The 20,103-nt window shown below is 61.0% G+C and carries 15 protein-coding genes and 1 pseudogene; 11 read left to right on the top strand and 5 right to left on the bottom strand.

Annotation, left to right across the window (positions count from 1 at the left end; genetic code table 11):
- Nucleotides 1-11: 11 nt before the first annotated feature.
- A complete protein-coding gene (locus PSTAB_RS07695) occupies nt 12-728 on the bottom strand; it encodes a winged helix-turn-helix domain-containing protein (RefSeq protein ID WP_011912800.1) in 717 nt (238 codons plus the stop codon).
- A 700-nt stretch (nt 729-1,428) separates the two neighbouring features.
- Between PSTAB_RS07695 and PSTAB_RS07690 the strand changes: the two genes are divergently transcribed.
- The 5 genes from PSTAB_RS07690 (at nt 1,429) to PSTAB_RS07675 (ending at nt 10,042) form a co-directional block, all read left to right on the top strand.
- The gene (locus PSTAB_RS07690) at nt 1,429-4,311 is read left to right on the top strand and encodes a ribonucleoside-diphosphate reductase subunit alpha (RefSeq protein WP_013982413.1); all 2,883 of its coding nucleotides are present in this window, start codon (nt 1,429-1,431) and stop codon (nt 4,309-4,311) included.
- Between the two features lie 408 nt (nt 4,312-4,719).
- Entirely contained in the window at nt 4,720-5,967 is a 1,248-nt protein-coding gene (locus PSTAB_RS07685; protein WP_013982412.1) for a ribonucleotide-diphosphate reductase subunit beta, read from the top strand.
- An 81-nt stretch (nt 5,968-6,048) separates the two neighbouring features.
- Nucleotides 6,049-7,434 (top strand): deoxyguanosinetriphosphate triphosphohydrolase family protein, encoded by a 1,386-nt coding sequence (locus PSTAB_RS07680; RefSeq protein ID WP_013982411.1) that lies wholly within the window; start codon nt 6,049-6,051, stop codon nt 7,432-7,434.
- A gap of 76 nt (nt 7,435-7,510) precedes the next feature.
- Nucleotides 7,511-8,323 carry a hypothetical protein gene (locus PSTAB_RS21535; protein ID WP_148263411.1) on the top strand — a complete coding sequence of 271 codons (813 nt, stop codon included), beginning with the start codon at nt 7,511-7,513 and terminating at the stop codon, nt 8,321-8,323.
- 822 nt (nt 8,324-9,145) lie between these two features.
- Nucleotides 9,146-10,042 carry a restriction endonuclease gene (locus PSTAB_RS07675; RefSeq protein ID WP_013982410.1) on the top strand — a complete coding sequence of 299 codons (897 nt, stop codon included), beginning with the start codon at nt 9,146-9,148 and terminating at the stop codon, nt 10,040-10,042.
- A gap of 126 nt (nt 10,043-10,168) precedes the next feature.
- On the opposite strand, the gene gcvA is transcribed toward PSTAB_RS07675, so the two are convergent.
- Entirely contained in the window at nt 10,169-11,074 is a 906-nt protein-coding gene (gcvA, locus tag PSTAB_RS07670) for a transcriptional regulator GcvA (RefSeq protein WP_013982409.1), read from the bottom strand.
- 117 nt (nt 11,075-11,191) lie between these two features.
- On the opposite strand from gcvA, the gene PSTAB_RS07665 reads away from it, so the two are divergent.
- Both PSTAB_RS07665 and PSTAB_RS07660 read left to right on the top strand, forming a co-directional pair.
- Nucleotides 11,192-11,911, top strand: coding sequence for an FMN-dependent NADH-azoreductase (locus tag PSTAB_RS07665; protein ID WP_013982408.1), 720 nt, complete (start codon nt 11,192-11,194; stop codon nt 11,909-11,911).
- 169 nt (nt 11,912-12,080) lie between these two features.
- Nucleotides 12,081-12,775, top strand: a pseudogene (locus PSTAB_RS07660) (GNAT family N-acetyltransferase).
- 24 nt (nt 12,776-12,799) lie between these two features.
- Here the strand turns inward: PSTAB_RS07660 and PSTAB_RS07655 are convergent.
- The gene (locus PSTAB_RS07655; RefSeq protein WP_013982406.1) at nt 12,800-13,543 is read right to left on the bottom strand and encodes a class I SAM-dependent DNA methyltransferase; all 744 of its coding nucleotides are present in this window, start codon (nt 13,541-13,543) and stop codon (nt 12,800-12,802) included.
- A gap of 141 nt (nt 13,544-13,684) precedes the next feature.
- On the bottom strand, nt 13,685-15,916 hold the full coding sequence (katG, locus tag PSTAB_RS07650) for a catalase/peroxidase HPI (protein WP_011912791.1): 2,232 nt from the start codon (nt 15,914-15,916) through the stop codon (nt 13,685-13,687).
- A gap of 353 nt (nt 15,917-16,269) precedes the next feature.
- Between katG and PSTAB_RS07645 the strand changes: the two genes are divergently transcribed.
- From PSTAB_RS07645 to PSTAB_RS07635, 3 genes are all read left to right on the top strand, one after another.
- Nucleotides 16,270-16,692, top strand: a complete 423-nt coding sequence (locus tag PSTAB_RS07645; RefSeq protein ID WP_013982404.1) for a DUF2141 domain-containing protein — start codon at nt 16,270-16,272, stop codon at nt 16,690-16,692.
- Between the two features lie 356 nt (nt 16,693-17,048).
- On the top strand, nt 17,049-17,651 hold the full coding sequence (locus PSTAB_RS07640; RefSeq protein ID WP_013982403.1) for a hypothetical protein: 603 nt from the start codon (nt 17,049-17,051) through the stop codon (nt 17,649-17,651).
- Between the two features lie 14 nt (nt 17,652-17,665).
- The gene (locus PSTAB_RS07635) at nt 17,666-18,241 is read left to right on the top strand and encodes a hypothetical protein (RefSeq protein WP_013982402.1); all 576 of its coding nucleotides are present in this window, start codon (nt 17,666-17,668) and stop codon (nt 18,239-18,241) included.
- Between the two features lie 87 nt (nt 18,242-18,328).
- On the opposite strand, the gene PSTAB_RS07630 is transcribed toward PSTAB_RS07635, so the two are convergent.
- The gene (locus PSTAB_RS07630) at nt 18,329-19,117 is read right to left on the bottom strand and encodes an NAD(P)H-dependent oxidoreductase (protein WP_013982401.1); all 789 of its coding nucleotides are present in this window, start codon (nt 19,115-19,117) and stop codon (nt 18,329-18,331) included.
- Nucleotides 19,118-19,203: 86 nt separating this feature from the next.
- On the opposite strand from PSTAB_RS07630, the gene PSTAB_RS07625 reads away from it, so the two are divergent.
- Nucleotides 19,204-20,097, top strand: a complete 894-nt coding sequence (locus PSTAB_RS07625) for a LysR family transcriptional regulator (protein WP_041771928.1) — start codon at nt 19,204-19,206, stop codon at nt 20,095-20,097.
- Nucleotides 20,098-20,103: the final 6 nt, after the last annotated feature.

The following is a 20,103-nucleotide window of genomic DNA, read 5'->3' as shown; positions in this document are numbered from 1 at the left end:
GGAGAACGGCGCTACACCAGCGCCGCAGCCGCTTCGGAAACGAACAGATAGCCCTTGCCGCGCACCGTCTTGATCAGCCTGGGGTGATCCGGGTCATCACCGATCTTCGGGCGGATACGCGAAATACGCACATCGATGGAGCGGTCCTGGCCGTCGTATTCGATGCCGCGCAACTGGGCGAAGATTTCTTCACGGGAGAGGATGCGCCCGGGGTTGGACGTGAGCAGCCAGAGCAGATCGAACTCGGCGCCGGTCAGCTCGATCTGGTGTTCGCGCAACCAGGCCTCGCGCAGGGCGCTGTCGATCACCAGCGGGCCGAACTGCAGGCGCTTGGCGCTGGCCGGCACTTCCGCCTCTCGGCGCCGCAACAGGGCGCGGATGCGCGCCAGCAGCAGCCGCGGCCGCACCGGCTTGCAGACGTAATCGTCGGCGCCGGTTTCCAGCCCCAGCACCTGATCGAGATCATCGGCCCGCGCGGTGAGCATGAGGATCGGCCCATCGTAGCGGTCGCGCACCCGTCGGCAGATCGACAGGCCGTCTTCGCCGGGCAGCATCAGATCGAGCACCACCAGGTCCGGACGCTCCTCGATGATGCGCTCGACCGCACAGGCGCCGTCCGACTCGATCGACACCTCGAAGCCGCCATTGCCGTGCAGATACTCCTGCGTCAGCTCGGCCAGTCGCCGATCGTCCTCGACGATGAGAATACGCCACGTCTCTTGTTCCATCCCCGCCCCCTGTCTACGCGTCAGGCCACAAACCGAACAGCGCGCATTGTACCCAACGCCTGCCCGCGCACGATGCACAAAAAACGTGCAGGGGCAAACACAACATCTAGTGTCGGCCCAATCCGTGAAAATGCGCCCGGCGGTGCGTATTTCGTCGGCTTTCGCGCAGGCGCCGAAGCCATGCGGGCTGTGGCCGGGCGCTGTGCTTTAACCCACAAAAGGCTCACACCTTATCCACAGCTTATCCCCGGAGGCGGTCTTGCATTGGCCCCGAGCCAGCATTATCTTGTCGCCTCTGCGCGTCTCAGCCCCTAGATGTTGGGTTCTGGCACGCGAAACGACACAAGTGAAGAAATATCGAGCCGGGCGCGCTGCCCTCCTCCCGATCAGTTCTGCAACATTGTTCGGCGCCTCAGGTCAAGCGCAACAGCACGACCGCAAGGCCGCCATGACGACTTCAAGCCCGGATCTAGGAGCTGTGCTCGGAGCCACGACAAAACACAACATATTGTGTTGACAGTTCCTCCAGCCTGACTATCCTTCCGGACACCGACTCCGCCAGCGAATGGCCAGGGTCACGTTTTCCTTGCGACACACATGCGCCCGCAATGCGGGGCATGGCTTATGCAACAGACAACGCCGTGCTCAATCGAGCCCGCAGACAGATAGAACCGCGACCAGAAGAGAATCCGGAGCCCCCATGCAAAACCAATCCACTCGCGAGAACCCGCTATCAGCCGATGCACCGGATCTGGCGGCTACCGCCCCGGGCCAGCTGCGCGTGATCAAGCGCAACGGTACCGTCGTCCCCTACACCGACGACAAGATCACCGTCGCCATCACCAAGGCCTTTCTCGCAGTGGAAGGCGGTAACGCTGCCGCTTCCTCGCGCATCCATGACACCGTCGCGCGCCTGACCGAGCAGGTCACCGCCACCTTCCGCCGTCGCATGCCCTCCGGTGGCACCATCCATATCGAGGAAATCCAGGACCAGGTCGAACTGGCCCTGATGCGTGCCGGCGAGCAGAAGGTCGCGCGTGACTACGTGATCTACCGCGAAGCCCAGGCCGTCAAGCGCAAGAGTGCCAGCGGCAGCAGCGACATCGCCCAGCCGCACCCGAGCATCCGCGTCACCCGCGCCGATGGCAGCCAGCAGCCGCTGGACATGGGCCGCCTGCAGACCATCATCACCGAGGCCTGCGAAGGCCTGGCCGAAGTCGATGGCGCGCTGATCGAGCGCGAGACCCTGAAGAACCTCTACGACGGCGTGGCCGAGAAGGACGTCAACACCGCGCTGGTGATGACTGCCCGCACCCTGGTCGAGCGCGAGCCGAACTACAGCCAGGTCACCGCGCGTCTGCTGATGGACACCCTGCGTGCCGAAGCCCTGGGCTTCCTCGGCGTAGCAGAGTCCGCCACTCACCACGAGATGGCCGATCTCTACGCCAAGGCCCTGCCGGCTTACATCGAGAAAGGCGTCGAGTTCGAACTGCTCGATTCCAAGCTCAAGAGCTACGACCTGGCCAAGCTGGGCGCCGCGCTCAACCATGAGCGTGACCAGCAGTTCACTTACCTCGGCCTGCAGACCCTGTACGACCGCTACTTCATCCACAAGGACAACGTCCGCTTCGAGCTGCCGCAGATCTTCTTCATGCGCGTAGCCATGGGCCTGGCCATCGAGGAAGAGCAGAAAGAAGCGCGCGCCATCGAGTTCTACAACCTGTTGTCGTCCTTCGACTACATGGCCTCGACGCCGACCCTGTTCAACGCCGGCACCCTGCGTCCGCAGCTGTCCTCGTGCTACCTGACCACCGTGCCGGACGACCTGGGCGGCATCTACGACTCCATCCGCGACAACGCCCTGCTGTCCAAATTCGCCGGCGGCCTGGGCAACGACTGGACCCCGGTGCGCGCACTGGGTGCCTACATCAAGGGCACCAACGGCAAGAGCCAGGGCGTCGTGCCGTTCCTGAAAGTGGTCAACGACACCGCCGTCGCGGTCAACCAGGGCGGCAAGCGCAAGGGCGCGGTCTGCGCCTACCTGGAAACCTGGCACCTGGACATCGAGGAATTCCTCGAGCTGCGCAAGAACACCGGTGACGACCGTCGCCGTACCCACGACATGAACACCGCGAACTGGATTCCGGACCTGTTCATGAAGCGCGTCTTCGACGACGGCCAGTGGACCCTGTTCTCCCCCTCCGACGTACCGGACCTGCACGACCTCACCGGCCGCGCCTTCGAGGAGCGTTACGAGTACTATGAGGAGCTGACCAAGTACGGCAAGATCAAGCTGTTCAAGACCCTGCCGGCCAAGGACCTGTGGCGCAAGATGCTCTCGATGCTGTTCGAGACTGGCCACCCGTGGCTGACCTTCAAGGACCCGTGCAACCTGCGCAGCCCGCAGCAGCACGTCGGCGTGGTGCACAGCTCCAACCTCTGCACCGAGATCACCCTGAACACCAACAAGGACGAGATCGCCGTCTGCAACCTGGGCTCGATCAACCTGGTCAACCACATCGTCGACGGCAAGCTGGATTCGGCCAAGCTGGAGCGCACCGTGCGCACCGCTGTGCGCATGCTCGATAACGTCATCGACATCAACTACTACAGCGTGCCGCAGGCGCAGAACGCCAACTTCAAGCACCGCCCGGTGGGCCTGGGCATCATGGGCTTCCAGGACGCCCTGTACCTGCAGCACATCGCCTACGGTTCCGATGCCGCCATCGACTTCGCCGACAAGTCCATGGAAGCCATCAGCTACTTCGCCATCCAGGCCTCCTGTGACCTGGCCGACGAGCGTGGCGCCTACTCCAGCTTCGACGGCTCGCTGTGGTCCAAGGGCATCCTGCCGCTGGATTCCCAGCAGATCCTCATCGAGGCCCGTGGCCAGAAGTACATCGACGTCGACCTCTCCGAATCCCTGGACTGGGCGCCGATCCGCGAGCGCGTGAAGAAAGGCATCCGCAACTCCAACATCATGGCCATCGCGCCGACCGCGACCATCTCCAACATCGTGGGCGTGTCGCAGTCCATCGAGCCGACGTACCAGAACCTGTACGTCAAATCGAATCTGTCCGGCGAGTTCACCGTGATCAACCCGTACCTGGTCCACGACCTCAAGGCCCGCGGCCTGTGGGATCCGGTGATGGTCAACGACCTCAAGTACTACGACGGCTCCGTACAGCAGATCGAGCGCATCCCGCAGGATCTGAAAGACATGTACGCCACCGCCTTCGAAGTGGAAACCCGCTGGATCGTCGACGCCGCCAGCCGCCGCCAGAAGTGGATCGATCAGGCGCAGTCGCTGAACCTCTACATCGCCGGCGCCTCGGGCAAGAAGCTCGACGTGACCTACCGCATGGCCTGGTACCGTGGTCTGAAAACCACCTACTACCTCCGTGCCCTGGCCGCGACCAGCACCGAGAAGTCCACCATCAACACCGGCAAGCTGAATGCCGTGTCCAGTGGTGGCAGCGAGGCGGCGAACTCCGCCAGCGCCGCGCCGGCTGCAGAGCCGAAGCCGGCTCCGGTGCCGCTGGCGTGTTCCATCGATAACCCCGACTGCGAAGCCTGCCAGTAACAGAAGTCGCGCGTAGCTGAGCGGCGTCTGCGGCGTTGGCCGCCGAACCGGACCCCATCACGTACAGCTGTACGCTCAGGGGTTCCGGCTCGGCAGCCGCCTAGCAGCCACTCGCTCAGCTCCACGCTCGCACCCTGTTGCAACAAGGAAACAGAACGGCCCGCTCCTGCTCGCCAGGAGCCCAAGGCCAACGCAGTGGCTACCGATCGAACAAGCCAGACGCCAACGCCGAACCAGTCCCCTCGCCCCTCCGGGGAGAGGGTTAGGGTGAGGGGCAACCCCACCAGACGATACAAAAGGCCCGACCTACCTCGGCCAAAACCAGACACCGCTTTTGCGTGCAAACCAAAAGCCACCCAAATACATCCGACCGGCCAAGCCCCGGTCCCCGATCAGGAGCAATCGCACATGCTGAGCTGGGACGAATTCGACGAAGAAGACACCACCACCGCCGCGCCGGCCACCGCTGCCGCGCAGCCGGCAAGCCAGACCGCCGTCAAGCTGGACAACGAAGCCGCCGGCTCCGTGGAAGAAGCCCGCGCCGTTGCCGCTGACGACTCCGACGCCATCGCCCGTGCCAAGCGCGCGCTGGACGAGCTGGACATCCGCGAAGGCCTCAACGAACTGGAAGGCGAAGCCGCCCGCGTGCGCGTCGACGAGAAGCGCATGATCAACGCCCGCGCCGACCTCAACCAACTCGTCCCCTTCAAGTACGACTGGGCCTGGCAGAAGTATCTGGATGGTTGCGCCAACCACTGGATGCCGCAGGAAGTGAACATGAACGCCGACATTGCCCTGTGGAAGAGCAAGGACGGCCTCAGCGAAGACGAGCGCCGCATCGTCAAGCGCAACCTCGGCTTCTTCTCCACCGCCGACAGCCTGGTCGCCAACAACCTCGTGCTGGCCACCTACCGCCTGATCACCAACCCCGAGTGCCGCCAGTACATCCTGCGCCAGGCCTTCGAAGAGGCGATCCACACTCACGCCTACCAGTACTGCATCGAATCGCTGGGCATGGATGAAGGCGAGATCTTCAACATGTACCACGAGATCCCGAGCGTCGCGAAAAAGGCCAGCTGGGGCCTCAAGTACACCCGCTCCATCTCCGACCCGACCTTCCAGACCGGCACCCCGGAGACCGACAAGCAGTTCCTGAAGAACCTCATCGCCTACTACTGCGTACTCGAAGGCATCTTCTTCTACTGCGGCTTCACCCAGATTCTCTCCATGGGCCGCCGCAACAAGATGACCGGCACCGCCGAGCAGTTCCAGTACATTCTGCGTGACGAGTCCATGCACCTGAACTTCGGCATCGACATGATCAACCAGATCAAGATCGAGAACCCGCACCTGTGGGACGCCGAGATGAAGGACGAAGCGACCCAGATGATCCTCCAGGGCACCCAACTGGAAATCGAATACGCCCGCGACACCATGCCCCGTGGCGTACTCGGCATGAACGCCGCAATGATGGAGGACTACCTCAAGTTCATTGCCAACCGTCGCCTGACGCAGATTGGGTTGAAGGAAGAGTATCCAGGCACTACCAACCCGTTCCCGTGGATGTCGGAAATCATGGATTTGAAGAAGGAGAAGAACTTCTTTGAGACGCGGGTTATTGAGTATCAGACTGGTGGGGCGTTGAGCTGGGATTAAATGTAAAGATTGTCGCAGAACCATAAATGAGCCCTGCTAATGCAGGGCTTTGCTTAAGAGTTTTTCACTAGGACGCCGAAAATGCTCTCTTGGGAAAAGTTGCTAAACCCTGTTCGCAGGAAAGATCTTCATGGCTCAAGCGAGACCATAGGCACTGCTTCGAAAAGAACAGAGATCGAGCGTGATTACGATCGCATTCTGTTCGCAACACCAACTAGGCGCCTAGCTGATAAAACGCAAGTATTTCCAATGGAGGAAAACGACTCTGTCAGGACTCGTCTGACTCACTCACACGAAGTCAGCAACCTAGCCAGGGGAATTGGTATTCAGCTTGCGTTTGAGCATGCAGAACGGGTTTTTGGGCCAGACCACGAAAAGCTAAACGTTAAAAGGAACATTCCTCCTTTATTAGCTGCCGTAGGACTAGCACACGACTTGGGCAACCCTCCGTTCGGGCACCAAGGCGAATTAGCAATGCAACAATGGTTTGCGGAGCGGAATGATGAAAATTTTGACCTCGATTTCCTAGAGTTCGACGGCAATGCTCAGACGTTCAGGCTACTGACTCGGCTACAGGTGTTAAACGATCAATTTGGTTTAAACCTCACGCTCGCAACATTGGCGGCATTATTAAAGTACCCGAGCATTTACGGCTCAGAAAATAAAGGCGGATTCAAAAAGGCCGGGATATTCAAAAGTGAACGAAGCATAGTTCAAGAAGTATGGGAACATACTGGACTATCTGAAGGCATAAGACACCCCCTCGCATATATCATGGAGGCTTGTGACGATATCGCATATTCAGTTATTGATGCGGAAGATACAGTCAAGAAAGGCTACGCATCTTTCTATGACCTCATGGATTACCTCGACAGTAATTCGCATCAAGACGAGGTCATCGAAAGAGTCATTACCTCATCCAAACGTAAAAATGAAGAGTTCAGAAAGGAAAACCTTAGCTCTCGCGAGCTGAACGACATATCGATGCAAATGTTTCGCGTGACAGCGATTTCTGAAATGGTTAATTCAGCAATCAGTGTTTTTGTAGAAAAAGTTGACGACATAATGAGCGGAGAAATTGCCCCCGGCTTCGAAATCATCAAAAACTCCAGCTGCCGCCACCTTTGCGCAACGACCAAAAAATTTGATTTTCACTTTGGCTTCCAACATAAAGATGTGCTAAAGCTCGAGTTGCAAGGGAGCAATCATATAAAAAGCATGATGGACATGCTCTGGGACGCCGTTTCCAAAGGCGAAAGCAGAGATCACCCATTCGAGCGTTACGTTTTCGGAGCCATTTCAGAAAACTACAGGAGAGTCTACAAGGACGCTGTTACGACTGGAGGCCATGAAAACCCGAACTACCCAAAAGCGCAATTAATTTGCGACGCACTCTCCGGAATGACTGAGTCATACCTCATTAAGAAGCATAACGAATTTAGATCATTGACAGGCTTCTCCCAATAGCATGCGAGCAGTCGCCTCATTCTCTAACCTAAAGTCTAGGGTAGAAAGGTTTTTTGATACCGCACCCAAGCGGCCAATGACCAAAAACCAAATCCCCCTAGACTTAAATGATACTTCCACGAAGACGGGAGGCGCCGCCTATGCCTTCAAAAAGCCAAAAGATTTTATTGAATTAATATCCAAGAGCTCCCCCTATTCAGATATCTATCTTTTTGGAGGAATACTCCGCGACATAGCCATGTTCGGAAAAAAAGGTTTCTGCTCAGATATTGACATAGTCATAGATGGGAACTGGGAAGACTGTTTTAATATAATCTCAAACCTTGGACTCACACCGAATAAATTCGGCGGCTACAGACTAACTGTCGCCGGCTGGCCAATTGACATATGGCACGCAAAGGACACATGGGCTGTAGCTCGCGGCTTCGTAAAATACGAATCAATTCATTCCCTAACCAAAACAACAATTCTAAACTGGGATGCCATACTAATGAACTGGCGCTCCCGTGAAGTCATTTGCGATTCTAGCTATCTAGAAAGCTTAGAAAGAAAAAAAATGGATATAGTGCTTTTGCACAACCCAAACCCCAAAGGAGCTGCCGTCAGGGTCTTTAGACATTTATGCCTTAAAGATGCGAGAAGCATAACGCAAAGCACAGCCCTTTACTTAATTAATACAACAAAACAGTTTTCGCTGCATGAGCTAAAAGAATACGAGCTTTATAGTTACAGCAATACGTTTATCGAGCCCAGCATTTATGAACTTTTTAAAAAAGCCCAAGAAATTGAGGCACTATCTACAAGAGACCGCATCGACGAAGCTGCAAAGCTTTTACTTATGCAAGGCGTAGCACCCTCTTTTAAACAAATGCACTGGGACTTTTCTTGAGCTTCTCCTTTCTATGCAACTAGAAATGAGCCACAAAAAAGTGAACAGTTTATTTTCAGGTGATGGCGCGCTGCTTGATGCTCCCGCCACGCTTTCCTCGTCCCAACCGGCAGATTTCGCCTGCACGGCGAGTCACTTTCTCTTGTCTGGCCAAGAGAAAGTAACCAAAGAGAAGGCCACCCCGACATCCGGGTCTGACCTCCGGCCAGACTTCCCTCGCACCGGCGCTGCTCCGGAGGCCGGCTTACAAGGGCCATCCTTGGCCCTTTATGCGGGGGCGCCTAGCCCTCTCGCCGCATCCATGCGGCTCGTCCCCCTACGCAGCACCTCCACTCGGCCTCCTGACGGGAAGCGAAGCCCGAGTCGCCTGAAAGTTCGAGCCCCACTTATTTCGGTTTTGCAGAGTTATCAGGCGACACCAACCGCCCCTTTCAGGAGGGTGAGTGGAATCGCCGTGGAAGGGGTTGAGCGGCATGGATGCCGCGAGAGCCGCGATGGGCCAGGGATGGCCCTTCGCGGCGTGCCCCTGGAATGGCGATGGAGCGAACGAACCCGGAGCGAAGCGCAGGGCCGGATGGCGGGGCAAGCGTTTTTGGTTACTTTTGTCGCGACTGACAAAAGTGACCCGCCCAGCAGGGCGGAACAGAAGTTTCGCCCCTGAAGCGAGTAGCCGGTATATGACGGATTGAAAAGGCTTCGCCGTTTCCATCCCGTCGTCAGCCCAAACGCCGACTGTCACCCAACCGCACAAACCGCTTGCCGATCCCCGCGGCTATCGGCAAATTGCTTGACGCAATCATTTAGCCATCACAAGGACGCGATATGGCCCGCCGCCCCAAGCAATCGCCTTTCGAAGACCTGATCGATCTCGCAGCATTGATGCCCTGGTGGATCACCCTTCCACTGGCGCTCATCGCGTACCTGTGGCTCAACAGCATCGTCACTTCACCGATACCGGCACCAGCCAATCCAGCCGATTTAGGCAGCCACATGTCCGGCATGATGCTTCGAGGATTGGCAGTACCCGCGCAGTACTTCGTCCCTGCCGCACTGGTATTTGGAGCCATCGCTTCAATATTTGGCCGCATGCGACGCAAGAAGCTTTTCGACTCCGTCGCAAGCAACGAAAACACCCTGGAATCCATCAGCTGGCGCGAGTTCGAGCTGCTGGTTGGTGAAGCGTTCCGACGCAAAGGATTTACTGTTCAGGAGACAGGCCAAGGCGGAGCCGATGGCGGCATTGATCTGGTGCTTCTGAAGGACGGCGAAAAGTACTTAGTCCAATGCAAACAGTGGCGTCGCCAGCTGGTTCAGGTGAACGTGGTGCGTGAGCTGTTTGGTGTGATGGCGGCGGAGAGAGCAAAAGGCGGCTTCATCGTGATCTCCGGTCGGTTTACCGAAGATGCGAAGGTGTTCGCCCAAGGCAAGAATCTGCGGCTGATCGAAGGCGCCGAGCTAAACGAGATGATTCGTCAGAGCCGCGCAGCCGCGGCGCGTCAGAACTCCCAACCGACAATTAGCAAAGCGCCCTACCAACCTACATCGGCCACACCAGACCCGCTCGCCCACCCCCCTCGCGAAACACAACCCATCTGCCCTACCTGTCAGGCGCCGATGGTTCAGCGTGTGGCGAAACGAGGAAGCAATGTCGGGAATACGTTTTGGGGTTGTTCGCAGTACCCCAAATGCAAAACCACACGAAACGAGATGCCAGCGTAGCGGGGCCTTTGGAAGTACGCATGTCAGCCTAATACGGCCCCGCCTTGCGCGGTTCGCCTCCCCATCGAAGACTTGGAGGGACGCGTGGAAAAGGCTTCGCCGTTTTCCACCCTACGCTGCGGCGAATTAGCCAGTCAGCTCACACAACCCACCCGGCACTTTCATCACCCATTCCCTTACCGCCCGAACCGTCGGGTCATCCCGACGGCTCTCCGGGTACACCAGATGAAACGGCTTGCCCTCCATCTCCGGCCCGAACGGTTGCACCAGCCGTCCTTCCCTCAGTTCATCTTCGATCAGCTGCCGACTCATCAGCGCCACACCCTGCGCGCCGATGGCGGCGGAGATGGCGTGGGTCTCGTCGGAGAAAACCAGCCCGGCGCTCACATCCAGCCCCGGTACATTGGCAAGTTTCTGCCACGACGCCCAATGAATCGGCGCGGACAAGGCGGCTTGCGCACGGAAGTGGATCAACGGGTGTTTGGGCAGCTCGGCTACATCACGCAAGCCGAGGTGCGGGCTGCAGACCGGGACGAAGGTGTTGTCGAACAGTTTCTCCGCCACCAGCCCCGGCCAGCGGCCATCGCCGTAGCGGATGGCGATATCCGCCGTGACGCCATCCAGCGCAACCGGTTCATGGGAGGTGTGGAAGCGCAGGTCGATATCCGGATGCGAATCACGTAGCAGGCAGACCCAGGGCACCAGCCAGCGCACAGCGATGGCCGGTGTGGTGCTGAGGGTGATCGCCTGGCGGCAGGGCTTCGCGCTCAGGCGTTCGACCGTGGCGCTGATGCTGTCGAACGCCGTCTCCAGCGTCTGTTGCAGCTCGCGCCCCGGGTCGGTCAATTTCAGCTTTCGCGGTTTACGCAGAAACAGCGCCACACCAAGGGATTCCTCCAGCGCACGAATCTGGTGGCTGATCGCCGTAGCCGTGACGGACAGCTCCTCCGCAGCCTGTTTGGCGCTCTCGTGGCGAGCGGCGGCTTCGAAGGCTCGCAGCGCAGAAAGCGAAGGCAAGCGGCGGTGCGCCATGGCTGAGTTTCTCTCATCTGTAGTTGGAAGAAATGGTCGTTTGTCGCTCGTACAGCCTAGCCCTAGGCTGGATTTACCGCGAACGACAGATGAATTCAATCACAGAGGAGATTCGCCATGACGCACCTTCTGCACCTCGACGCCAGCGCCCGCCCCGGCCTTGCCGGCAAGGACGAACACGGTTCTCACAGCCGCAACCTCAGCCAGCGCTTCGTCAGCCAATGGTTGGCGCGTCGCCCGCAGGATGGCGTGACCTACCGGGACATCGGCCAGAACCCACCCTCCTTCGTCAGCCATGATTGGATCGCCTCGGCCTTCACGCCGGAGGAGCGCCGGGAGCCGTGGATGAAGGACGCGTTGGCCGAAAGCGACAGGCTGGTCGACGAACTGTTGGCCGCCGATGTGCTGATCATCGGCACGCCGCTCTACAACTTCGGCATGCCGGCGGCGCTCAAGGCGTGGATCGATCAGGTGGTGCGCCTGAACCGCACGGTCGGGCTGGACGAGAGCAACCCGCTTGATCCCTACGTGCCCATGTTGGCGGATCGGGAGCGGCACGCGGTCATCCTCACCGCCCGGGGTGGCGTAGGCTTCGGCCCCGGAGGGGCGATGGCGCATATGAACCATCTGGAGCCGAACCTGGCGACCGCGCTGGGGTTCATCGGCATCACCCGCATCCACCAGATCGCCATCGAGGGTCAGGAGGTGGGGGGCGAGCTGATGGCCAATTCGGTAGCCGAGGCGCTGCGTCAGGTGGATGCGCTGGTGACGGAGCTGCAGAGCACCATCGCCGCGCCACGCCCCCGCGTCAGCCAGCGCCAGGCCGAAGCGAGCTAGCGAGCTAGCGAGCCTGGATGGCGGCCGGGCGACGCGAGCGAAGCGGCGTTCGGTCGCCGCGACTGGGCGGAGCCTCCCGCTCCTAGGGGCGATATGGAACCGACTTCCCTCTCCCCTGCCTGCCCCTGGGCCTTACAATGCCGCCTTTGCCGCACAGCCCGGAGCCCCCATGTTCACCCTCGCCCATCTGGAAACCCCGCCGCCGGAAGCGCTGAAAGGCCAGCTGCTGCAGATGGTGGTGGACTACCTCGGCGACATCAGCGCCGTCTCGCTCACGCCGAGCAACCTGCTGTACCCGCTGTATCAGTACGTGGTGGGGCTCGAGGTGCATCGCTATCTCGACAGCATGGACGGTGCGCAGCCCGGCAAACCGGAGTTGATCATGGCGCTGGATGCGGAAGATCCGGCGACGCTGCTCGGCTTCGCGCTTTACCTGCCGTATGTGGACGACCCCGAGGCCTGTGCCCTGGTTTACCTGGCCGTGACCGCGGAGCAGCGCCGGCAGGGCATCGGCCGGGCGATGCTCGAACGGATGCTGTCGCGCTATCCCCACGCGGAGGTGGCGTGCGTGGCGGGCAAGGCCGGGTACTTCGAGGCGCAGGGCTTCATGCCGCTGGTAGCGCGCGGCCCGCAGGTGCTGATGAACACGCGGAGCCAGGCTTCAGACGGTGCGGTGGCGGTGCAGGATCTGCAGCCCATCTTCCAGTCCAGGGAGGTCCGGCAAATCTACAGCTACCTGGTCAAGCAGCACGGCCAGAGCGCCATGAAGGCAGCCGAGAAACAGCGCGACTGCTGCTCGACGAGCTGGCCCGACAGGCCGATCAGCTGATCGGGCTGCGCACCTCGGCCAAGCGGTTGCACTGATCGCGCTAGCTGCGTGCACGCCGATCAGCGCTTCACGCAGGCGAAGATGGCGTTGCCGGACGCCGTGTCCCACGGAGCGATCTTCTGGTAGTCGTGCTCGAGCACATGCACCTCGAAATAGGGTTCCAGCAGCGCGATCAGTTCAGCGAAGCTCACCGCCACCATCGGATGCTCGTCCTGCCAGACCTGACTGGCTCCGGCCAGCGTCTTTTCGATGCGCAACCGCAGCAATTGCCGCTCGCCCTGACCGCTGTAGTACCAGCCGGAACTGAAGCCGAACAGGCCATCGGCATGGTGAGCGGTGTGAGACACGTATGAGCGGTTGTCGATCCGCCGCTTGTCCACGGCGTTGAAGCAGAACAGCCCCTGGTCGGCCAGCGCGGCGTGCACATGGGCGATACAGGCGGCGAGCCGCTCGAGCCCGGCGCTGTAATGGATCGAGTACAGGAAGCAGGTGATCAGGTCGACCGGCCGATCCAGGCTGAAGCTGCACATGTCCTGCAGCGAGAAGCGCGCCTCCGGGCAACGCAGCGTGGCCCGGTCCAGCATCGGCTGATTGATGTCCAGCCCGCTGCTGTCGTAGCCCGCATCGATGAAATGGCGCACATGCGGCCCGGTTCCGCAGGCGAGATCCAGATGCCGTCTTCCACCATTGCCGAACAATTGCTGCAGCCGCTGGACGGCACTGCTCTGGGCGCCGTAGTCGATATCGGCGCACATGAGGTCGTAGTAACCCGACAGGTCGGTATAGATGGCGGTGCCGGGCATGCTGGTCTCTGCTGAGCGAGGCGCTGGGGGCGCGCATCATAGCCGGGCCGCAGGAAAATCGCGCGGCAAAGCTGTGGCGCAGGCACTTGCCGGTCAGGCTTGAAAGCAACGGCGGCGCCCCGCAGGACGCCGCCGCCGCACCTAGGCCGACAGTTTCTGGCTGAACTGATCGGCGGGTTTGCCGATGTCCATCCGGTCGGCGTTCATCACCTTGTCCCACGCCTTGGCGAAGTCGCGCACGAACTTCTCGTTGCCGTCGGCCATGCCGTACACCTCGGCCTGGGCGCGCAGCTCCGATTGCGAGCCGAAGATGAGGTCCACACGGGTCGCCGTCCAGGTGGGCTGGCGGGTCTTGCGGTCCAGGCCCTGGAAGCGGTTCTTGTGCTCGGTGGCCGTCCACTCGTTCTTCATGTCCAGCAGGTTGACGAAGAAGTCGTTGGACAACACGCCGACGCGGTGGGTGAACACACCGTCCTGACTGCCGCCGGCATTGGCGCCCAGCACGCGCATGCCGCCCACCAGCACGGTCATCTCAGGTGCGCTCAGGCGCAACAGGTGCGCCTTGTCCACCAGCGCTTCCTCGGGCGCCATGAAGTGGGACTCGTGGTAGTAGTTGCGGAAGCCGTCGGCCACCGGGCGCAGCGCCTCGAACGACTGCGCGTCGGTCCATTCCTCCAGCGCATCCATCCGCCCCGGGGTGAAAGGTACGGCGACATTCACGCCGCCATCCTGCGCGGCCTTCTCGATGGCCGCACAGCCGGCCAGCACGATCAGGTCGGCCATGGAAACCTTCTTGCCACCGGTGGCCGAGCCGTTGAAGTCACTCTGTATCTCGCCGAGCTTCTGCAGCACCTGCGCCAGCAGCGGCGGGTTGTTGATTTCCCAGTCCTTCTGCGGAGCGAAGCGAATGCGCGCGCCATTGGCTCCGCCGCGCTTGTCCGAACCGCGGTAGGTCGCCGCCGAGGCCCAGGCCACCGACACCAGGTCCGATACGGAAAAGCCCAGGCCGAGGATCTTCTGCTTGAGCGACGCGATGTCGGCGTCGTCGATCACCGGGTGGTCGCGCTCGGGAATCGGGTCCTGCCAGATCAGCTGCTCCTTCGGCACCAGCGGGCCGAGATAGCGCGCGATGGGGCCCATGTCGCGGTGGGTCAGCTTGAACCAGGCGCGAGCGAAGGCATCCGCGAATTCGTCCGGGTTCTCGAGGAAGTGGCGCGAGATCGGCTCGTAGATCGGGTCGAAACGCAACGACAGATCGGTCGTCAGCATCGTCGGCTTGCGTTTCTTGTTCGGGTCGAAGGGGTCGGGAATGATTTCCGGGGCATCCTTGGCCACCCACTGGTGCGCACCGGCCGGGCTCTTGGTCAGTTCCCATTCGAAATTGAACAGGTTCTCGAAGAAGTAGTTCGACCATTTGACCGGCGTCTGGCTCCAGATGACTTCCAGCCCCGATGTGATGGCGTCCGGTCCGATGCCGGTCTGGAACTTGCTGCGCCAGCCCAGGCCCTGGTCTTCGATCAGCGCGCCTTCTGGCTCCGGCCCGATGAACGAGGGATCGCCCGCACCGTGGGTCTTGCCGAAGGTGTGGCCGCCGGCGATCAGCGCCACGGTCTCGTAGTCGTTCATGGCCATGCGGGCGAAGGTTTCGCGAATGTCGACGGCCGCGGCCTTCGGGTCCGGGTTGCCGTTGGGACCTTCCGGGTTCACATAGATCAGGCCCATCTGCACCGCACCCAGGCCCGGGTGCAGCTGGCGTTCGCCGCTGTAGCGCTCGTCACCCAGCCAGGTGCCCTCAGGCCCCCAGAAGAGCTCTTCCGGCTCCCAGGTGTCGGCACGGCCGCCGCCGAAGCCGAAGGTCTTGAAACCCATGGATTCGAGCGCGACGTTGCCGGTGAGCACGAACAGGTCTGCCCAGGACAACTTGCGTCCGTATTTCTGCTTGATCGGCCAGAGCAGGCGTCGCGCCTTGTCCAGCGAGGCGTTGTCCGGCCAGCTGTTGAGCGGAGCGAAGCGTTGCTGCCCGCCGCCCGCGCCGCCGCGGCCGTCGGTGATGCGGTAGGTCCCGGCGCTGTGCCAGGCCATGCGGATAAAGAGGCCGCCGTAATGGCCGAAATCGGCCGGCCACCAGTCCTGCGAATCGGTCATCACCTTGTGCAGGTCGGCGATCACCGCATCGAGATCGAGGGAGTTGAATTCGGCGGCGTAGTCGAAATCGCCCCCGTAGGGATTGGAGCGTGGCGAGTGCTGGTTGAGCGATGTCAGGCTCAGTGCTTCAGGCCACCAATCGCGATTGCTCGGGCGTTTGCGCGGTGCGCCGGCGCCATGACCGAGTGGGCAGCCGCCCCCGGCATTTTCTCCAGATTCGGCGTTCATGTTGCATTCCTCACGTGGTTGTCGTTAGCGGCCAGGCACCGCTCAGGAAACCCTAGCACCCGGTCCGCTCGGCGTAGGGCACCGCACGCTGCCAGCGGGGCCGATCTGCCGTGCCGACAATTGCTAGATAGGCTGAAAGACCCTGGCTAGAGCGGCTGCCCTGAGGCGAAGCAGCGCTTGCGAGCGGCCATGAATAATCCCTATCGCTCCGATAGAAGTTTTTCCGCGTGTAAACGCGCCCACAGCTGAGCGTGGACAACGCTTCGCTTGTTCGCCGAAGATGTCGCACGGCGCTGGCGCGTCCGTCGTTGAACCGCCGGTAGTGCGCGCACCCTCGTTATCAAGAGCACAGCATGAAAGCACTTTCGATTACGGGCCTGGCCCTCGCCCTTCTGATTCCCGCAGCCCAGGCTCAGGAGCTGCAGGTCACGCTCAGCGGGCTGCAGCATGACCGCGGCCAGGTGGCCGTGGCGGTGTTCGCCGATGCCAAGAGCTTCCGCAAGGATGACCAGGCCTTCGCCGCGCAGAAGGCCAAAGCCGAAGCCGGTACGGTAACCGTGACGTTCGACGATGTGCCGCCCGGCCGCTACGCGGTGCTGGCCTACCACGACGAGAACGATAACGGCCGACTGGACCTGCGCTTCGGCATGATTCCGGTCGAAGGCTACGGGCTATCGAACAACCCCAAGGTGATGGGCCCACCGTCCTACGAGGACAGCGCCTTCGAGGTGACCGCCAACGAGCCCGCGCGGATCGAGCTGAAGATGCGTTACTAGTCGCGCCTTCCACGGCCTTGCGATCAGACGGCACCAACGAGACGGCGACACGACCGAAACTCATGGCCGGCGCCGGTGCACTGACCAGCCCCAGCTGGAAGAACCCGCGCCGCGTACGGTCCAGCTCGCCTTCAACAGAACCGGTTCAGGGTTCTCGGCATCTTCATCCTGATCCGAGCGGTCGTAGCGACACGCGAATACCGATCCGTACGAAACAGCTCACAAAAATATCGCCAGCGTAATGGCATTTAGCCCGTATTATCTCGGCTGCCAAGGACGGCGGAAAGGCTCCAACTTCAGAGAGTAGCTGCACGTCGTTCGCGGCCTGCCAACCCGTAGAACATCAAGGAAGTACCATGACCCCCTTCAAATATCTGGTCGCCGGCCTGTTGAGCCTGGCGCTGACCGGTTGCGTCTCGTTCACCCCCACTGGCCCCATTGGGCTGCCCTCCCAGGCGATGGCGCAATCCGTCCCGGTTGGCGCTTTGCTCAAGGACGTCCAGGTTAGCGACCCGCAGCTGAACGAGACCCAACGCCGCAACATCAGCAATGTGCTGACCGCCCAGATTGCGCAACATATCGATCGTGGCGAGTACTTCGAACGCATGATCAGCTTCCCCGCCAAGCTGGACGAGCGAGACGTTGAGCTGCGCTTCAACTTCACCTCCCTCAAGGGCAAGCGCACACCGCACCCGGGCTATTTCCCGGGTGCGCTGCTGACGCTGACCATGTGGATCTGGGTGAACGGCCCCATCTACGTCGACAAGTACGATCTTCGCGGCGAGCTGACGATCGACGATGCCGCCGGTAAGCAAGTGGCACATGTAGAGAAGGTCCTGGTGCTGAATCAGAACACGGGACTATGGGATGCCGATTACTTCAATGCGTCCGGCTCGCAGCAACTGACTCAGCTGGTTGAGCAGTTGCTTAAAGACGGCACGCAGCAGCTCGCTCACTGACAGGGATGCCAAACATGAAAAAACTGATGACCATCGTTGCCGCCCTGGCGTGCCTGACCCTGACGGGATGCATGACCTACTCCCACAAGTCGCTGCCCGAAGTGAGTCAATGGCCGCTCGAATCGGTACAGAAGAAACCGAGCGCCTACATCAAAGTACAAACCGAGTATTCGTTTAACGGCACACCGAAGGCGAGCAATCCCAACATCGCCCGGCTTGAAGAGCTGATCAGAAAGGAGTTCGTCGACAGCGGTCGCTTCTCCCGAGTGAGCACCGAACAAGAAGCCTCGGATGTCTACGTGACCGTAACCTTGCGCAACCAGGAAACCGGCAATCTCGGTCTGGCGGTGATCACCGGCGCGACGTTCTTTCTGATCCCGGGCACCTTCGACAACACGCTGATCATGGACATGACATTCCGCGACGGCGAAGGCAGGAAAGTCGGCCAGGTACAAAAGCAGGAGACCCTGACAACCTGGATGCACCTGTTCCTCGTCTTCGCTCTGCCCTTCAACGGTTCGGGCGAGGAGATCCTCGGTGAACTGGCCAAGAGCAACCTTGAAGCAGCGGCGCAGAAGAACCTGATCTGACCGGTTGGCCCCGCCGGCGACGCGCGGGGCACAACCGTGTACTCTGCGCGCAGTTCCGCGCTCCGATGGAGCAGGGTTCGACCGCCCTCAACCATCGGAGCCGATCACGTGGATGCAGAGCCCCTCAGCGCCCGGCGCCACTTCGGGCCGCAGCGTCAGCGCCGGAATCTCGTAATCCCCACCGTTCTGCTTGCGGTACGCAATCGGCTCAGTGCGCCACAGGCTGTCGAGGCGCTCACCCAGTTGTTCGCGGATGTCGGCAAAGCGCGCCTCATCGATGCGGCTGGTACGGTACACCACGAACGGCGGCAGTACATCGAAGCCGGGGTAATGCAGGATGCCGTGCTGGATCGGAAACAGCAGATCGTCCATCGGCCCGTTGATACCGCGCGGGCTGTAGTGCGATGCCCAACCACCGGTGGTAACGATAAGCATGGCCCGCTTGCCGACCATCGTGCCTTCGCCGTAACGATCACCCCAGCGCGCATCCGAGTGCTCGCCTACACCGTAGGCGAAGCCGTAGGCATACACCCGATCGACCCAGCCCTTGAGGATGGCCGGCATCGAGAACCACCAGAGCGGGAACTGCAGGATCAGCGCATCGGCCCAGCGCAGTTTGTCCTGCTCGGCGGCGATGTCCGGGCTCTGCCGGCCGCTGGCGAACGCACGGCGCGAATCCTGCGAGGGGTCGAAGCGGCTCTCCAGGTCGTGATCCAGGCTGTCTCGGGCGTCGATGGGGGCTTTCCAGCCCATGGCGTACAGATCGGACAGCTGCACGGCGTGGCCAGCGGTGCGCAGCCGCTGGACAGTGAAATCCTTCAGGGTGCCGTTCAGGGAACGCGGTTCGGGATGGGCATAGACGATCAGAACATTCATGGCAGGTCTCCGGTTGCAGGACACGCGCAGGATGCCGAGCGCACCAGGTATATTGGAAATGAATAACCAAGATTCCTGGTATGTGCATGAATAATCTCAGACGTCTGGACCTGAACCTGCTGGTGACCCTCGATGTGCTGCTGGCCGAGCACAACGTTACCCGCGCTGCCGAGCGGCTGAACTTCTCCCAGCCTTCGGTGAGCGTCCATCTGGCCAAACTGCGCGAGATATTCGGCGACCCCCTGCTGCTGCCCGGTCCCCGCGGCATGCACCCGACGGCACGTGCCGAGGAGTTGCGCGAGCCGCTGCGCCTGGCCTTGCAGGCGCTGGAACGCGCGGTCGCGCCGGCCAGCCCGTTCGACCCGGCCGCGGCGCAGGATGTCTGGCGGGTCGCTGCGACCGATTACGGTGAATCGGCCATCGTGTTGCCGGTGCTGAGCCGGCTACGCAGTATGGCGCCCGGCACTCGCCTGGCAGTGGTCGAAATGGTGCCGGCACGCATCGCTCGTCAGGCGGAACAGGGCGATATCGACCTCGCCTTTCATACCGCAGAGGGTTCGCCGCCCGGCCTTCGCCGGCGTACGCTGTTCACCGAGCGCTACGTACTCGCCGGTCGAGTCGGCCATCCCCAGCTGAAGCGGCGGCCGACGCTCGAACGGTTCTGCACGCTCGAGCAGGTCATTGTCTCACCGGACGGCGGTGGGTTTCAGGGTGCAACCGACGAGGCCCTCGCGCAGCGAGGCATGCAGCGGCGGGTCGTATTGTCGGTACCGCATTTTCTGTTCCTTCGATCGGTGCTGGAGAGCACCGATCTGGTGGCCATGCTTCCCGAACGGCTGGTGCGCGGCAGCAGCGCGCTACAGGTGGTCGAGGCGCCGCTGGAGGTGCCAGGTTACGAGATGGCCATGCTCTGGCACGAGCGTTCGCACCGCGATCCCGCGCATCAATGGCTGCGTGAGCAGATCGCCAAAGCCGTGTAGGAGGTG

The sequence above is a fragment of the Stutzerimonas stutzeri genome, assembly GCF_000219605.1.
GTDB lineage: Bacteria > Pseudomonadota > Gammaproteobacteria > Pseudomonadales > Pseudomonadaceae > Stutzerimonas > Stutzerimonas stutzeri.
The sequence above is the reverse complement of the archived record's forward strand: the minus strand, read 5'-3'. Positions and strand labels throughout refer to the sequence as shown.

Bases quoted from the DNA above. Each gene is read 5' to 3' on its own strand.
- PSTAB_RS07695 (WP_011912800.1), bottom strand. From the start codon at position 728: ATGGAACAAGAGACGTGGCGTATTCTCATCGTCGAGGACGATCGGCGA.
- PSTAB_RS07690 (WP_013982413.1), top strand. From the start codon at position 1,429: ATGCAAAACCAATCCACTCGCGAGAACCCGCTATCAGCCGATGCACCG.
- PSTAB_RS07685 (WP_013982412.1), top strand. From the start codon at position 4,720: ATGCTGAGCTGGGACGAATTCGACGAAGAAGACACCACCACCGCCGCG.
- PSTAB_RS07680 (WP_013982411.1), top strand. From the start codon at position 6,049: ATGCTCTCTTGGGAAAAGTTGCTAAACCCTGTTCGCAGGAAAGATCTT.
- PSTAB_RS21535 (WP_148263411.1), top strand. From the start codon at position 7,511: ATGACCAAAAACCAAATCCCCCTAGACTTAAATGATACTTCCACGAAG.
- PSTAB_RS07675 (WP_013982410.1), top strand. From the start codon at position 9,146: ATGGCCCGCCGCCCCAAGCAATCGCCTTTCGAAGACCTGATCGATCTC.
- gcvA (WP_013982409.1), bottom strand. From the start codon at position 11,074: ATGGCGCACCGCCGCTTGCCTTCGCTTTCTGCGCTGCGAGCCTTCGAA.
- PSTAB_RS07665 (WP_013982408.1), top strand. From the start codon at position 11,192: ATGACGCACCTTCTGCACCTCGACGCCAGCGCCCGCCCCGGCCTTGCC.
- PSTAB_RS07655 (WP_013982406.1), bottom strand. From the start codon at position 13,543: ATGCCCGGCACCGCCATCTATACCGACCTGTCGGGTTACTACGACCTC.
- katG (WP_011912791.1), bottom strand. From the start codon at position 15,916: ATGAACGCCGAATCTGGAGAAAATGCCGGGGGCGGCTGCCCACTCGGT.
- PSTAB_RS07645 (WP_013982404.1), top strand. From the start codon at position 16,270: ATGAAAGCACTTTCGATTACGGGCCTGGCCCTCGCCCTTCTGATTCCC.
- PSTAB_RS07640 (WP_013982403.1), top strand. From the start codon at position 17,049: ATGACCCCCTTCAAATATCTGGTCGCCGGCCTGTTGAGCCTGGCGCTG.
- PSTAB_RS07635 (WP_013982402.1), top strand. From the start codon at position 17,666: ATGAAAAAACTGATGACCATCGTTGCCGCCCTGGCGTGCCTGACCCTG.
- PSTAB_RS07630 (WP_013982401.1), bottom strand. From the start codon at position 19,117: ATGAATGTTCTGATCGTCTATGCCCATCCCGAACCGCGTTCCCTGAAC.
- PSTAB_RS07625 (WP_041771928.1), top strand. From the start codon at position 19,204: ATGAATAATCTCAGACGTCTGGACCTGAACCTGCTGGTGACCCTCGAT.